Here is a 14,968-nt window from a genome sequence, read left to right on the forward strand (position 1 = left end):
GCATGAAGATTTTCATCGCCGGCCTGGATACCGAAACCAACACATTTGTTGCGGTTCCGACCGGTGCCCTCAGCTTCGCTGAGGGCTTCGTTGCTCATGGCGATGCGACGCGGCGGCCGGCGAATTATAGCTCCGTGCAGCTTTACGCCTGGCGGCACAGGGCAGCGGCGCTTGGTTGGGATGTCGCCGAAAGCCTCTGTGCCTACGCCGAGCCTGGCGGCGTCACGACGCGCGCGGTTTACGAGGCGTTTCGCGACGAGATTCTGGCGGATCTTCGTGCGGCCGTGCCGGTTGACGCGGTGATGCTCGCGCTGCATGGCGCGATGGTCGCGGTCGGATATGATGATTGCGAGGGCGATCTGCTTGCGGAGGTGCGAGCGATCGTCGGGCAGGACGTGCCTGTCGGCGCCGAGCTCGATCTCCACTGCCATCTCACCAAAGCGATGCTGCGGGCGGCGACCGTGCTAGTCGCTTACAAGGAGTATCCGCACACCGATATCGCCGAGCGCGCGGAGCACCTGTTCACGCTGATCGCGGATGCGGCGGAGGGGCGCACGAAGCCGGTGATGGCGGTTTTCGATTGCCGCATGATCGGCACCTTCCGGCCGACCGCGCAGCCGATGCGCGGTTTCGTCGATCGCATGATCGCGCACGAGGGCCGCGATGGGGTGCTGTCGCTTTCGCTCATGCATGGCTTCCCTTGGGGGGATGTGGCCGATGTTGGCGTGAGGATGCTCGCGATCGCGGATGGCGATGCCGAGCTGGCGGTGGCAACAGCGCGGCAGTACGGCGAGGCGTTGTTCGCGCTGCGCAAGGAGACCACGCCGGCTTTCCTCACCATCGATGCGGCGCTTGATCTGGCGTTGGACATTCCCCCAAGTTTGCCGTCGCGGCCGGTGGTGATTGCCGATGTGGCGGATAATCCAGGCGGCGGTGCGGCAGGCGACAGCACCTTCTTCCTGCGCCGCGTGCTGGAGCGTGGCTTGTCGGAGGTGGCGCTCGGCTATTTCTGGGACCCGATGGCGGTGCGGTTTTGCATGGAAGCCGGGGTGGGCGCGACGCTCGATCTGCGGATCGGTGGTAAATGCGGGAAGGCTTCCGGCGATCCGGTGGATTTGCGCGTGACTGTGATGGGCTTGGCGGATTCCGGAACGCAGTTATTCGGCGATGCTCCGGTAGCGCTGGGTGCTTGCGCCTGGGTGCGTGGCCAGGGTGTCGATCTGGTGTTGATTAGTCTGCGGACTCAGACTTTTCATCCGATGGGCATGAGCGCCTTGGGTCTTGATACTGCAGGTTCCCGCATCATCGTGGTGAAGTCGATCCAGCATTTTCACGCGGGGTTCGCGCCGATCGCGCGGGAGGTGCTGTATGCGTCCTCGCCCGGCGCGCTGACGCAGGATTTTGCGACGCTTCCCTACACCAAGCGGCAGGGCGCGTTTTGGCCACGTGACGAGGACCCTTTCCTCAGGGGAGAGTGAATTTGTATGTGTATCGCGCCAGCCAGTGCGGGTCTGCATTATTGCTTCATCGGATCGATGAAATCAGAGGCGGCCGGGTGCGGTTGATGGGATCGGCCACGATCTGAAAGTGATAATTGCAGCACCGGTCATGACGAAGAGAGCGGTGATGCAGATTGGGACAGCGGCTCGTGGGGACAGCGTCGCGTCCCCATCCGGCAGGCTTTGTGCGGCAGACCATGAGGGAGAATGGAACGCGGCGGAGAGGAAGTCCGCGACCGTTCGCGACCCCGTATCGCCGCGAGTTGAACCAAGGGGTAGCGGACCGAGCCGACAACGGATCGGGGCGCCGCTGCAACCACCGGCATCTGCTGCGTCGGCGCATAAATACATCCACAATCGGTGGCGAGCTCTCTATGGAGGCGAGCTTCCGAATGGCCCCCTCGTGATCGTCCATGATTCCGATGAGAGACCAATTGCACCAAAGGAAGGCGCGGTCGCGTACAAAGCCACGGTCGATGCCCAGAAGCGCGCGGAGAAGACCGCGAGGCGAATCATGGGTCCTTGGAACAAAGAAATGATTGAGTCTGGCATGGAGATTTTCGGTTTTGGGCCCAAGGGTCCATCGGCGATGGACAAGGTGCATCTGGCTAGTAAGTATGACAGCATTGCCGAGGGTATGCTTGGGCCTTTCACGGTGAAGCTCTGTAGTAGTAGCCAGATCGACGACGCGCTCGGTATGGCGCGGCGAGGCGAAATATACTTGGCGCGAGAGCTTTTAGGCGAGCCATGCTCGGTGGAAAAGGTGGTCTTCGCGCTGCTTCACGAGGCGTCTCATTGTATAGGAACGGAAGACAAGGCGTATCTTGACCTAAGGCAATTTCTTGAACATGACATCGTGAAATATCTCGGAAAGACAAAAAAATTTACGAACAATGCAGACAGCATCGCTGCCTTCGCCCATCGTATTGGATAGAGAGCGGCCGCAGCCTATAGCTTTGAATTGTGTGCGTGCCGGCTTAGGATGCGAGCAATGAGCGCTTATCTCGCGGTCAGGGTAAGGCGTGATTCGCTATGTTCGACATCATTCGGTTGCCAGGGATCACGAGGAGGCTGGCGATGTCCGAACGCCGCCGTTCGGCGACAGCAACATGCGGCGCGCGTTGATTTGTGGATCAACGAAACCTCGCCGCGCCGACTGACCGGAAGATGCCTCACTCAAGCTACGTGAGGAGGATCTTTCCTCAAGGAAGCGCGATTTCGTCTTTATATCAGCTCGGCCTATGCGGTCCTTCTTGCGTAGTGCATTGGAGCCTATATTAGCGATCGTCGTATGGGGATGATGGGCTCGGCTGGGAACGAAAAGTGTTGCCTAGTGTCGCTTGGATCACGACAAGAGGCCGCCGATGCAAGTTTCGACAACGGGGAGTGCTAGAGACGCAGCGCACACGTTCGGCAAGCGTGTTGTGGCAAAGCCGCGTGATCAATGGAACGCGGCGCAGAGAGGGTTTACAGCGGCCGACAGCTCTATGTCACCGCAGGTCGGGCGGCGGCTCCGGACGCCGAACCAGCTGGCGCCTGTGTTGCTGCCGGTGGATGGTGAAATATCAGTAGGCTCCACACTCAGCCGAAAACCGTGGAAACTTCTGCACCGAGGCCGTTTCCAAGGGGTGGATCTCTTTCGATTCGCTGCAATCTTAAAGACGATCCGATCACTCGCCAGGACCTGTCGGCGGTGCGTCGCGACGCGGCCGAAGCTCAACGTCGGGCTATTGAAGCCACACCTCGCGTCGAGGGTCCATGACTCCGCAATGATTGAAGCCGGCGTCGAGACGTCGGGTCTCGGACCGGAGGGAGCTTCACAGCGGCAAAAGAGAAATTTCAGGCTATCGAGTTGCGGTATCGGACGCGTGCGTAGCGTGCGGAACATCGCATGCCTCATTGCCGACCGCATCGGCGCGGGACTTAACGGCGATGTCTTGTATCAAACGGTAGGGTGCATTGTGGCTTCGGGATGCCGATTGCTATCTTGAGACTGAGAAAAAGAGATCCCGGGAAAAAGCTATGACTGTCTTGAGTGCGACGGAACGAACAGCGGTAACGCGACCTCATTCTCAGAATGATCAAGCGCAGGGTGGCGGCAAGTCATTCGCCGAGGCTATCGCTCGGCATTCGCCCTCTATTCGCTCTGCGTCGCCTAAGCCGCCACGTGCGAAGCCGTTAACGCACACTCCTCCTCCCGACGGCAATCCAGCGGTGACCCACCATCTTGCGCAGAAGCCTTGGCGCGTCCTGAACTACGGACACCTGTCGATCGGTGAAGATTTGAGCGGTGAGCCAGTTTCTCAGGCTGAAGTGATGAACCTTGCGCATCTTGATGCCGAAGCCTGGACACGGTGCGGGATCGCCTCGCAAAGACTTCAAAGATATCCCCATCCCCGACTAAACGCCATCGCGAATCAGTGCTTCGGCACCCACCCGATGGGCATGACGCCTTCGGAATACGCGCACATCTCAGGAGTCGTCGGATCAATCGCTGCTGGCCTCACAGGCCCGCATCGCATTAACCTTGTGAGGTCGCACGACATTGCGGGGTTGGCAGGCTATGCGCCCCAGCACTACGGAAACAGCTCAATCGTCAATCCGATGACCGGACGACTAGAACATACCAGTGCTATGTGTCTCTCGCGCGAATATCTCAGGGACTTCCCCCATGATGCGATGCGCACCATCGTGCATGAGGCATGTCACCAATACGCAGGGTTTGGGGAGTATGGATATATAGACTGGCCATACTTCCATGCTGGCGGTGGTCTGCGGTATCTTACCAACCCCGTGCCACCGGGGTACGAGGTGCACAATCCCGACAATGTGGCGGCTTTCATCTTGATGCTTTCCCAGGGCTGAGAAGCCATTGAGGCTCGCGAGTGCTTAGCGCGCCATGAGCATCGATATTTGTATCATGCGAGTCTGGGGCTCGCTCTATCCGACACCAACCGCTCGCCATCCATCACGATGGGGCTCGCGATGCCGGGAATGCCGTCGGTCAGCGACAACAGCATGCCGCGCGCGATGACTTGGGGATCGGCGAAGACATCCGCGACCGTGTTGATGGGACCGCCCGGTACACCGACCGCGCTCAACGCCGTGAGCAAGGTGTCTCGGTCGAACCGTAGCGTATGCGCTGTCAGCGCGGCCGTCAGCGCGGAGCGGTGGCCGACGCGCAGGGGATTGGTGGCGTAATAGGGATCTGCGCCAATCTCCGGCGCGTTCAGTACGCGGCAGAAGGCCTGGAACTGGCTGTCATTGCCGACAGCGACGATGATATGTCCATCCGAGACCGGCAGCGTCTGATACGGTGCGATATTGGGATGGGCGTTGCCCATGCGCTTCGGTGCCGTGCCGCTCACGAGATAATTCATGCCCTGGTTGGCGAGCACGCCGACCATGCAATCCATCAAGGCCATGTCGAGATGCGCGCCGCGCCCGGTGACATCCCGCTGGCGCAGGGCCGCAAGAATGCCGACGACGCTGTAGACGCCGGTGAAGATATCCGCGAAGGCGACGCCCATCTTCTGCGGCTCGCCGTCAGGCTCACCAGTTAGATCCATGATTCCGCCGAGGCCCTGGATCATGAAGTCGTAGCCGGCGCGCGGCGCGTAGGGACCGGTTTGGCCGAAGCCGGTGATGGAGCAATAGATCAGGCGCGGATACACGGCGCTGAGCGACGCATAGTCGAGGCCGTATTTCGCGAGGCCGCCGACCTTGAAGTTCTCGATCAGCACATCGGACTCCGCGACGAGACGGCGCACCTCGGCCCGTCCCTCTTCGGTCTCGTAATCAATCGCGATGCCTTGCTTGCCGCGATTGGTACCATGGAAATAGGCGGCGCCAAGGGCGCTGCCATCCCCGGCCGTGACGAAGGGTGGGCCCCAGTGGCGCGTATCATCGCCGACACCCGGCCGCTCAACCTTGAGGACCTCGGCGCCGAGGTCGGCGAGCAATTGTCCCGCCCAAGGTCCAGCGAGAATGCGGGCGAGTTCGAGAACGCGAACCCCGGCGAGAGGTTTAGCGGTCATCGCGTTTGTCGGGGCCGCTGATTCCAGTCGCGAGCGGTCAGTGATGCAAGGGCGCGCATCAGAACGCTGCAATCCCTGTAATGGCGCGGCCAAGTATCAGGGCGTGAATGTCATGCGTGCCCTCATAGGTATTGGTGGTTTCGAGATTGATGGCGTGCCGCATGACGTGGAACTCGGCGGAAATGCCGTTGCCGCCGTGCATGTCCCGCGCCACCCGCGCGATATCCAGCGCCTTGCCGCAGTTGTTGCGCTTGACGAGCGAGATGACCTCGGGCGCCAGCTTGCCTTCCTCGAACAAGCGGCCGAGGCGGAGCGCTGCTTGCAGACCCAGCGCGATCTCGGTTTCCATATCCGCGAGCTTTTTCTGCACGAGCTGAGTTGCCGCCAGCGGGCGGCCGAATTGCTTGCGGTCGAGCGTATACTGCCGGGCCGCGGCAAAGCAGAATTCGGCGGCGCCCATCACACCCCAGGAAATGCCGTAACGCGCGCGGTTGAGGCAGCCGAAGGGGCCTTTGATGCCCGAGACGCCGGGCAGCAGGTTTTCCTCGGGCACCACGACGCCGTCCATCACGATCTCACCAGTGACCGAGGCGCGCAGGCTGAGCTTGTTCTCGATCTTGGGGGTGGTGAGGCCAGCCATGCCGCGTTCGAGGATGAAGCCGCGGATGGCGCCGTCATGCGCCGCCGATTTCGCCCAGACGATCATGATATCGGCGAAGGGGCTGTTGCTGATCCAGGTCTTCGATCCGGTCAGCCGATAGCCATCCGCGACCTTCTCGGCGCGGGTGCGCATGCCGGAGGGGTCGGACCCCGCATCCGGCTCGGTCAGGCCAAAGCAGCCGACCAATTCGCCGGTGGCCAGCCGGGGCAGGTAGCGCTCGCGCTGGGCCGGGGAGCCATAAGCGTAGATCGGATACATGACGAGCGAGGACTGCACGCTCATCGCCGAGCGATAACCGCTGTCCACGCGCTCAACTTCGCGCGCCACCAGGCCGTAGGAGACATAGCCGAGGCCGGCGCCGCCATATTCGACCGGGATGGTGGGGCCGAGCAGGCCGAGCGCACCCATTTCCGCCATTAGATTGCGGTCGAAAGCCTCGTCGCGATAGGCCTGGAGGATACCGGGCTGAAGCCGTTCCTGCGCGAAGTCCCGCGCGGTGTCACGGACCATGCGCTCTTCTTCCGTCAGCTGGTCATCGAGAAGAAAGGGATCGGCCCAGTCGAATACGGGCTTGGTGGGGCGGACGTCGTCCATGGTGGTTCCTCCGGCTTGGGGCGCAGATTAGACCCTCTCGGTGGGGTTGCCAAAGCCGGGCGCAGCGCTTGTGGCTGCTATCGTCCCGCCATGGCGCTTCCGATATTCGGCAGGCGTCACTCCCACCTGCCGGACAAAGGCGCGGCGGAGCGTGTCGGCATCGGCGAAGCCGCAGAGGGCCGCGACCTGCTTCGGCGGTTCGTGCCCGTCTTCCAGGCGCCGTCGCGCGGCGGCGACGCGGGCGGCTTCGGTCCAGGCGGCGGGCGTCATGCCGACTTCCTGGCGGAAGAGACGCGCGAAATGGCGCGGACTAAGGCCGGTTCGGGCAGCGAGATGCGCGACCGTGTGATCGGCGGCGGGATTGGCCGCGACCCAGCGTTGCACCTCCTGCAAGACCGAGCGGCCGGCAGGCGCGGCCTCGCCACGCCGGCTGAATTGCAACTGGCCGCCGGGGCGCTTGAAGAACATAACGAGCTGCGCCGCGACTTTCATGGCGATGGCGCGGCCGAGATCCTCCTCCACGAGCGACAGCGCGAGATCGAGCCCGGCGGTAACACCAGCGGCGGTGCGGAGGCGGCCGTCGCGCAGGTGGATGGCATCGGTATCGACAATAACGCCGGGATAGGCCAGCGCGAGCTGCTCGGCGACTGCCCAATGGGTGGTGATGCGCCGGCCCTCGAGCAGTCCTGCCGCCGCGAGGAGGAAAGCGCCGCTACAAACGGAGCCATAGCGGCGGGCCTCGGCGGTGGCCTCACGCAGCCAGGCGAGCACGGCTGGATCGGGTGCAACTTCGTGCATGTGAGGAGACCCCGCGACGAGTAGGGTGTCAGCGCTTCGGCTGGCCGCCTCGCCCACGACATGGTCGGGCAGCAGGCGCACCCCCGAGGCGCTGCGGATCGGCCCGGGCTCGGTCGCGACGACGAACGTCCGATAGGCCGCGCGTCCGGCCTGGACATTCGCCTCGGCAAAGACGTCAAGCGGGCCGGAGACGTCGAGGAGCTGCACCCCCGGGACTGCAAGAAGGATGACCGTCTTCGTCATATCGATCGCCATGGCCGGTTTCGCCGCTATCTGGCAGAGAATGACTGTTTACGTCAATTGCGGACGTGTCAGTAGCGGCGTAATTGTAGCGGCAGCTTTCAAGGAGAGATCCAATGAGCCTGTCGATCGAAGGGGTGACCATCCCCGATAGCAAACTGGCACGCGAGATCACTGAGCTAGTGAAGGATACGGAGACGCCGCTGCTGTTTCATCATTCGAGCCGGGTCTATTACTTTGGCGCGCTTGCCGGAAAGCATCGCGGGCTGCGTTTCGACCCCGAACTGCTCTATGCGGGTGCGATGTTCCACGACATGGGGCTGACGCATCAGCACAGCAGCGCGCATGAGCGTTTCGAGGTCGACGGTGCCAATGCTGCGCGGGATTTCCTGCGCGGGCATGGTATCGCGCAGCAGGATCTCGACACGGTTTGGACGGCGATTGCCTTGCACACCACGCCCGGCATTCCGCAGCATATGCATCCAGTTGTTGCGCTGGTCACCGCCGGCGTCGAAATGGATGTGCTTGGGCTGACTTATCCCGAATACAGCGCGGAAGAACGTGAGGCGGTGGTGCATGCCCATCCGCGCGAGACGAAGTTCAAGGAGGAAATCATCCAGACCTTCTATGATGGTATCAAGCACAAGCCGGACACCACCTTCGGCAATGTGAAGGCGGATGTTCTCGCGGATAAGGACCCCAGTTTCACGCGGGGCAACTTCTGCAGTGTGATTCGCGGTTCGGCTTGGCGGGGCTGAGCATTCGCCGAGCTTGGCGCCGCTCATCGCCCGCGGCTAGGCTGGCCGCGGGCGATGGCGGAGGGCTGAGGTGACCACTCGATACGGATTGGAAATCCGCGCTGCCACAGGCGCCGAGGCGCCGGGGCTTGCGGAGCTTCTGAGTGTGGCCGGTCATCCTGTCGAAACGCGTGTATTGGCGGATCGGCTGGATGCGCTTCATCAATGGCCCGGGGCAGCCTTGGTCGCGCTGGAATGGGGACCGCCGAGCGGGTTGGTGGTGGTGCATTGGTACCGGACGCTGGGCGCGGAGCAGCCAACAGCGCAGATCACCACGTTGTTGGTCGGCCCGGATGAGCGACGCCGTGGAATCGGCCGGCTATTGCTGAAAGCCGCATCTCAAGCGGCAAGGGTCGCGGGATGCGATGTGCTGGAACTCGCGGTGGCTGGCGAGGAGCCGACGTTATCGGCATTCTGCCTCGCCACCGGATTTGCCGAGACGGGGTCACGTTTCGTGCGGGCGCTTCGCAAGAAGGGCTAGCGCGCCCGACGGATTAGATCGCGAAGCGGGGCTCCGGCACGCCTCGAATCCCAAGCCCGCGTATGCGGAACAGGCTTCCGGCCCCGAATTGCGGCTTCGCCTCGACCGCGAAGTGATCGTGCACCGCCGGGTGTTTAACGCGCGCCATGGAGGTGACGTAGATCTCATCGAGGTTGGGACCGCCGAAGTTGACGCTGGTTATATTCTTGACCGGCATCGAAATGCGGCGGTCCACCGTTCCGTCGGGCGCATAGCGAACGAGATCTCCGGAAATCAACTGCGCATTCCAGAGATAGCCTTCGGCATCCACCGTCGAGCCATCAGCGACGCCCGCATCATCCTTCGTACTGGCGAAAAGCCGCCGGGACGAGGGCACGCCTGTTGCGAGGTCGTAATCGTAGGCCCAGATTTCTTCTTGGAAGGTATCCGCGAAGTAGAAGGTTTTGTCGTCCGGACTCCAGCAAGGACCGTTCGAGCAGATGATGCCGCCATCTACTTTCGTGATGGAGAGATCGGGGTCGAGGCGCCAAAGACCGCAGATCTTCAGCTCCTCCTTGTCGTCCATCCCGCCGGCGAAGAACCGGCCGCGCCGGTCGCATTTTCCGTCGTTCAGGCGCGTGCGTGGCTGTTCCTCATCCACGAGCCCGATCAGCTCGGTTTTCCCGGTGGTGAAGTCGAAGAAATAGAAACCGTCATCAAGGGCGAGAACCGCGTTTCGATCGCGGCCAAGCACCATCGCGCCGACGTCCCGATCCAGGCGCCAGTTCTCAATCTTGCCGTCGCGCGGATCGTAACGCCAGATCGCGGGCTTCCCCACGCGCCGCCCTGTGCCGTCCACCCAATAGAGCTTGCCCTCCTCGACATCCCAGATCGGACCCTCGCCAAGATGATTTTCACAGTCGAGAACGCGTTCTATTGTGTAAGACATTCGGTCTTCCTTGTGGCGCCGCGTGTTTCGTGTTCAGCCAGCGATGACGTGCCGCGCGATCCCGCCTGGGAAAAGCGGCATGCCCTCGACATCGCCGAGGTCCACCTGCCACAGCGCGCCGGCCATTTCGGGATCCGGCGACAGACCTAGATGGCCGCCATCCGTCACATATAGTTTGCGGCCGACGAAGAGGCAGTTGGTTGGAACGCGCCCGACGGGGAGGAGATAGCGATAGCTGCCATCTGGCGCCACGACATCAATGCCCTCAGCGATAAGTGCCGTGACGTAGAGGTCGCCGTTGGCCGCAACCTTCAGCCCATCAGGCTTGCCCTTCTCCGGCAGGATGCAGAGTTGCGTGATGCGGCCATCCGTACCACGCCGTTTCACCGCGCCGGTATAGCTCTCCACCCAAACGATGCTGCCGTCGGCTTCGACCACGATGCCGTTGGAATAGACGGGTTCCAACTCCTCCAGAAGTCGGCCCGTTCCATCCGGCTTCATCGCGAAAAGGCGCGAGCGATCCGGCCGGTTTACTGGGTCGAACGGGCCACCGGGATCGGTGAAATACAATGTGCCGTCCGGTCCAAAAGCCAAATCATTTGGTGCGCGTAGCTCATGACCATCGATCTGGGTCGCGAGAATCTCGACCTTGCCCTCTGGCGTCACGCGCTGGATGCAAGGCGGCCGCCGATCGACGGCTCGCCACGGCCCAATGACGCCACCATTCTGGGTGACGTAGCAACAGCCGTCGCTCGCCGCGAGTACAGCGTTGGGGCCGCCACCCACATAGGCGAAACGCGAGACGCCGCGGCCTTCTTCCCAAACCGAGACCTGGCTGCGATAGGTCTCGACGAAAATGATTCGACCATCTGAGAGCTCCGACGGACCTTCGGGCCAGCCGAGACCGTCCGCGAGTTTCGTGACCTTCATCGTGTTCTCCTGCTTCCTGCAATCAGCCGGCGAAACGGGGTTCGGGCAAGCCCTTCACACCGAGGCCGTGCACGGCATAGACACCGCCGGCATGCGGCTCTCGCTGTGGAATGCCCTTAATGGGTCGGCCCATGCTGGTGACGTAGAGAATGTCGAGATTGGGGCCGCCGAACATGACGCTCGTCAGGTTGCGGAGCGGGAAGGGAACCATGCGATCGATGCTTCCATCAGGCGCATAGCGAATGATGCGGCCGCCGAAGACATGCGCATTCCAGATATAGCCCTCCGAGTCCACTGTCGAGCCGTCGAAGGTGCCAGGATAGTTCAAGGTATCGGCGAAGACTCGCCGGTTGCTTACTTCGCCGCTCTCGATGTCATAGTCATAAGCGTACATGACGTTGTCGTAGGAATCGCAGAAATAGAAGGTACGGTTGTCAGGGCTCCAGCAGGGACCGTTCGAGCATTTAATGCCGCCATCGAGCCGGTGGATGGAGAGGTCGGGATCCAAACGATACAACGCGGAGTTTCTGACGGGCCGCTGACCTCGGTTCGCATCTTGCCGATCGTGGTCATAGGACATGTAGCCCGCGAGAAAACGCCCACGACGATCGACCTTGCCGTCATTCAGCCGGTTCTCGGGCTCATCGGCTTCCGGGTCGCCAATATGAGTGAGTCGTTGCGTTTCAAAATCGTACAGGCTGAAGCCATTAGCGAGAGCGAGCACGGCGCCGCCCTTTTCACGCAATGCCATAGAGCCGATATGGGAGGGAACGTAGAAAAGCTTCACATCACTGCCATCCGATTTGCAGCTCCAGATTTCAGCCGCTGAACTATCGATCCAGTATAGACGCTGCTCCTCAACGTCCCATAAGGGACCCTCGCCGAGATGGTTGCGTGAGTCCACCAAGAGGCGGATATCGACCATGACGCTGCTCCCTATTTCTCGTCGCACGGATTTAGGCCGCTTGCATACGTTTTCTTGGGAGCGAGGATACCGGCGGAGCCGGGCATTTCCAAGCCCTGTGATCACACATCGCCTATCTCCCATTGCGCAGCATTGACGCTCATCGCCACCGCGTGGCATGGCATTCACGAAGTCCCGGCTGAAATCGGGCGTCATCCGCGCTGCGGTGCAGCAAGGCGGATAAGTCAGGGGAGGATCTCATGGATCTCGGGTTGACGGGCAAACGTGTCGTTATCAGTGCGGGCGCCGCGGGTATCGGCCGCGTAATCGCCGAGCGGTTTCTCGACGAGGGCGCGCGCGTTTTCGTCTGTGACGTAGATGAGGCCGCGCTCGCGAAGCTGGACGGTCACCACCCCTCGCTGACCGCGATGCGCGCCGATGTCTCCAAGTCCGAACAGGTAGGCGCGATGTTCGACCGCATCGAGACCGAACTCGGCGGCATCGACATTCTGGTCAATAATGCGGGTGTCTCAGGTCCGACGAAGATGGTGGAGGATGTCACGGACACGGAATGGGCGCAGACGATCGACGTCAATGTCACCGGCGGATTCTACATGGCCCGGCGCGCGATTCCATTAATGAAGAAACAGAATAGCGGCGTTATCCTCAATCTGTCCTCGACCGCCGGGCGAATGGGCATGCCACTGCGATCGGCCTATTCGACCAGCAAATACGCCGTCCGCGGGTTCACAGATGTGCTCGCGATCGAACTCGGGGCGTTCAATATTCGCGTCAACGCGATTCTGCCGGGCGTCGTCAACGGGCCACGCTCAAGGCGAGTGTTCGAGGAACAAGCCAAGGCTCGTGGTGTGAGCTACGAGCGATATCTCCCGATGGTGCTGCACAATGTTTCGATGCACAGCATGGTCGAGATGGTCGAGATCGCGGATATGGCAATCTTCCTCGCCTCCGATCGGGCGCCGCATGTTTCCGGCCAGTCGGTCGGGGTCTGCGGCAACTTCGAAACCTATCGCTCGCCGCCGGAAAACTGAGAAGCAATGCCTAAGCGGCAATCGCGGCTCTTCGTGGCCGCGTCGCCGTTGCGGTGAGGTGCTTCATCGAGAATTCTGCCGTGCGCTCCATGTCCAGCGTGAGCGCGCGGGCGACGCCATCCGCGTCCTGTCGCGCCATCGCCCGGATTAGCCGGCCATGCACAACCGTTCCCCGACGAAAGATCTCCCGCGCGTCCATGCGCCCCCGCAACATATCGGCGAGATAAGGGCCACTGCGGAGCCAAAGCATGTCAATCAATTCGAGAAGCTGCGGCGACTTCGCCGCGCGGTAGATCGTGAAATGAAACTCCTGGTTCGCGCGCAAAACATCGTCGGCGCGGGTGGGCTCGATCGCCTCGCGCATCTCGGCATTCAGTCGCGTGAGGGTTTCGATAAGTTCTTGATCCACATTCGTTGTCGCGAGGCGGGCCGCCATGCCCTCAAGCGCCACACGTACGCGGGTGAGTTCCACCAGCCGGTCGGGAGTCATCGGAATGACCTGAAACGAGCGGTTCGGTGCCTGGATCAGCGCACCTTCGGCGATGAGCCGGCGAAGCGCTTCGCGGACAGGCATTTCGCTGGTGCCGACAGCGCGCGCGAGGGCGCGAACGGTCATCGATTGCCCTGAGACCAGCCGCCCTTGCTGCAGTGCGCCACGCAACTCGCGGTAAACACGCTCCTGCACCGTGGTGACATCGACAGCGGTAATGCTGGTCGTCACGCTTTTCTGCTCCCTGTCGCCGAAGCGTCTCTGCCGCTGCGTGTGATCACAGATCGATCCACGTTGACGACAACCATCATGTATGGTGTTTTAGCGAGAATAGCAATTTCGGACGTTGCTCGGACGACTGTGAAAAATTGCAAGAGCCCGGGCGCCGGGACAGGGGAGAAAAAGACGATGCGTCTTCACAAGATGATCGCTCGGGGCCTTTTGCCTCTCGCAATGAGTGCGGCAATCACCGCCGGGTTAGCCGCGCCGAGCCACGCAGCCGACAAGAAGCTCAAAATCTTTTTGAGCATGAGCTACATCGGCAACGACTGGCAGGCGGAGGCCGAGAACGAAATCCGGGCGATGGCGGCGTCGAAATCTTTGCGTGACAAGGTTGACCTCCGCATTCAGGTTGCCGGGCCAAATGCCCAGCGCCAGATCCAGCAGATCAACAGCATGGTGCAGGCTGGCGCCAATGCCATTCTGGTCTACCCGATCTCCCCCACGGCGCTGAACGCGGTTGTCAAGAACGCCTGTCAGCGCGGCGTCATTGTCGCTGCCTATGATTCCGTGATCTCGGAGCCATGCGCCTATAACTTTCACATCGACCAGCTTCTATGGGGGAAGAACCAGGCCAACTGGCTCGTCAAACAGCTGAATGGCAAGGGCAATATCGTTCTGATCAATGGTGTGCCCGGAACCTCCGTGGACCTCTTGCGCAAGCAGGGCGAGTTGGAGGTGCTGAAGAACTACCCGGATATTCACATCGTCGCTCAGGCGAATGGCATGTGGAGCCAGGCGGTGGCTCGCACGGAGCTTTCGAAAATCATCGCCACGCATCCCTGGACCAGCATCGACGGCGTGCTGATGCAAGCTGGATGCTACACGGCGAATGCCATGCAGAAGGAAGCCGGTATCGCCGACGACAAGCTTAGGCCTTGCGGCGGCGAAGCCTCCAATGGTGGCCGTTTGCAGATGCTGCCCGCCGGCACTCAGGTCGATGGGGCAAATGGCAGTTACCGCCCGATGGGGGCACACCGCATGTCTTCTGGTTCACAAAACTTCTCCGGTGCGCTCGCGCTCAAGCGCGTCGTCGAGAAGCTTGAGGGAAAAGATATTCCGAAGCTGACGGTGATCGAACAGAATTTGGTCACTAACGACAACATCAAACTCTGTGAGACCGGAAGCTGGGCGGAAATGAGGGCGGGTTGCAACGTCTTCAAGCCGTCGCTGATCCCCAATCCCGGCTGGTTCGCTTCTGTCTATTCTCCCGACGTTCCTGAGGTAGGCGTGCAAGGCGCGCTCACCGGCAAACCGGAGGAGTGAGACGTCGGCCTC

General features: G+C 61.5%; 14 protein-coding genes. 7 read left to right on the forward strand and 7 right to left on the reverse strand.

The window, feature by feature from the left end:
• Positions 1-2 precede the first annotated feature (2 nt).
• From GSQ92_RS19210 to GSQ92_RS19220, 3 genes are all read left to right on the forward strand, one after another.
• The gene (locus GSQ92_RS19210; RefSeq protein ID WP_158804691.1) at positions 3-1,478 is read left to right on the forward strand and encodes a M81 family metallopeptidase; all 1,476 of its coding nucleotides are present in this window, start codon (positions 3-5) and stop codon (positions 1,476-1,478) included.
• 424 nt (positions 1,479-1,902) lie between these two features.
• Entirely contained in the window at positions 1,903-2,433 is a 531-nt protein-coding gene (locus GSQ92_RS19215; protein ID WP_158804690.1) for a hypothetical protein, read from the forward strand.
• Positions 2,434-3,713: 1,280 nt separating this feature from the next.
• Positions 3,714-4,364, forward strand: a complete 651-nt coding sequence (locus GSQ92_RS19220) for a hypothetical protein (RefSeq protein ID WP_158804689.1) — start codon at positions 3,714-3,716, stop codon at positions 4,362-4,364.
• Between the two features lie 53 nt (positions 4,365-4,417).
• On the opposite strand, the gene GSQ92_RS19225 is transcribed toward GSQ92_RS19220, so the two are convergent.
• The 3 genes from GSQ92_RS19225 to GSQ92_RS19235 are packed head-to-tail and all read right to left on the reverse strand — an operon-like array spanning position 4,418 to position 7,832.
• A complete protein-coding gene (locus GSQ92_RS19225; protein ID WP_158804688.1) occupies positions 4,418-5,536 on the reverse strand; it encodes a CaiB/BaiF CoA-transferase family protein in 1,119 nt (372 codons plus the stop codon).
• Positions 5,537-5,594: 58 nt separating this feature from the next.
• The gene (locus GSQ92_RS19230) at positions 5,595-6,791 is read right to left on the reverse strand and encodes an acyl-CoA dehydrogenase (RefSeq protein ID WP_159013847.1); all 1,197 of its coding nucleotides are present in this window, start codon (positions 6,789-6,791) and stop codon (positions 5,595-5,597) included.
• A 27-nt stretch (positions 6,792-6,818) separates the two neighbouring features.
• Entirely contained in the window at positions 6,819-7,832 is a 1,014-nt protein-coding gene (locus GSQ92_RS19235; protein WP_158804686.1) for a GlxA family transcriptional regulator, read from the reverse strand.
• Between the two features lie 113 nt (positions 7,833-7,945).
• On the opposite strand from GSQ92_RS19235, the gene GSQ92_RS19240 reads away from it, so the two are divergent.
• Both GSQ92_RS19240 and GSQ92_RS19245 read left to right on the forward strand, forming a co-directional pair.
• Positions 7,946-8,587, forward strand: a complete 642-nt coding sequence (locus tag GSQ92_RS19240) for an HD domain-containing protein (protein ID WP_159013848.1) — start codon at positions 7,946-7,948, stop codon at positions 8,585-8,587.
• 70 nt (positions 8,588-8,657) lie between these two features.
• Positions 8,658-9,107, forward strand: coding sequence for a GNAT family N-acetyltransferase (locus GSQ92_RS19245; protein WP_159013849.1), 450 nt, complete (start codon positions 8,658-8,660; stop codon positions 9,105-9,107).
• A gap of 13 nt (positions 9,108-9,120) precedes the next feature.
• Here the strand turns inward: GSQ92_RS19245 and GSQ92_RS19250 are convergent, their stop codons facing one another.
• The 3 genes from GSQ92_RS19250 to GSQ92_RS19260 are packed head-to-tail and all read right to left on the reverse strand — an operon-like array spanning position 9,121 to position 11,890.
• On the reverse strand, positions 9,121-10,035 hold the full coding sequence (locus GSQ92_RS19250; protein ID WP_158804684.1) for an SMP-30/gluconolactonase/LRE family protein: 915 nt from the start codon (positions 10,033-10,035) through the stop codon (positions 9,121-9,123).
• Positions 10,036-10,068: 33 nt separating this feature from the next.
• Positions 10,069-10,965 (reverse strand): SMP-30/gluconolactonase/LRE family protein, encoded by an 897-nt coding sequence (locus GSQ92_RS19255; protein WP_158804683.1) that lies wholly within the window; start codon positions 10,963-10,965, stop codon positions 10,069-10,071.
• Positions 10,966-10,987: 22 nt separating this feature from the next.
• A complete protein-coding gene (locus GSQ92_RS19260) occupies positions 10,988-11,890 on the reverse strand; it encodes an SMP-30/gluconolactonase/LRE family protein (protein ID WP_158804682.1) in 903 nt (300 codons plus the stop codon).
• Between the two features lie 239 nt (positions 11,891-12,129).
• On the opposite strand from GSQ92_RS19260, the gene GSQ92_RS19265 reads away from it, so the two are divergent.
• A complete protein-coding gene (locus GSQ92_RS19265) occupies positions 12,130-12,921 on the forward strand; it encodes an SDR family oxidoreductase (RefSeq protein WP_158804681.1) in 792 nt (263 codons plus the stop codon).
• Between the two features lie 10 nt (positions 12,922-12,931).
• On the opposite strand, the gene GSQ92_RS19270 is transcribed toward GSQ92_RS19265, so the two are convergent.
• Positions 12,932-13,642 (reverse strand): GntR family transcriptional regulator, encoded by a 711-nt coding sequence (locus tag GSQ92_RS19270; protein ID WP_158804680.1) that lies wholly within the window; start codon positions 13,640-13,642, stop codon positions 12,932-12,934.
• Between the two features lie 63 nt (positions 13,643-13,705).
• On the opposite strand from GSQ92_RS19270, the gene GSQ92_RS19275 reads away from it, so the two are divergent.
• The gene (locus GSQ92_RS19275) at positions 13,706-14,956 is read left to right on the forward strand and encodes a sugar ABC transporter substrate-binding protein (protein WP_216850381.1); all 1,251 of its coding nucleotides are present in this window, start codon (positions 13,706-13,708) and stop codon (positions 14,954-14,956) included.
• The last annotated feature ends 12 nt before the right edge of the window (positions 14,957-14,968 follow it).

This window comes from Acidisoma sp. S159 (genome assembly GCF_009766125.1).
Lineage (GTDB): Bacteria > Pseudomonadota > Alphaproteobacteria > Acetobacterales > Acetobacteraceae > Acidisoma.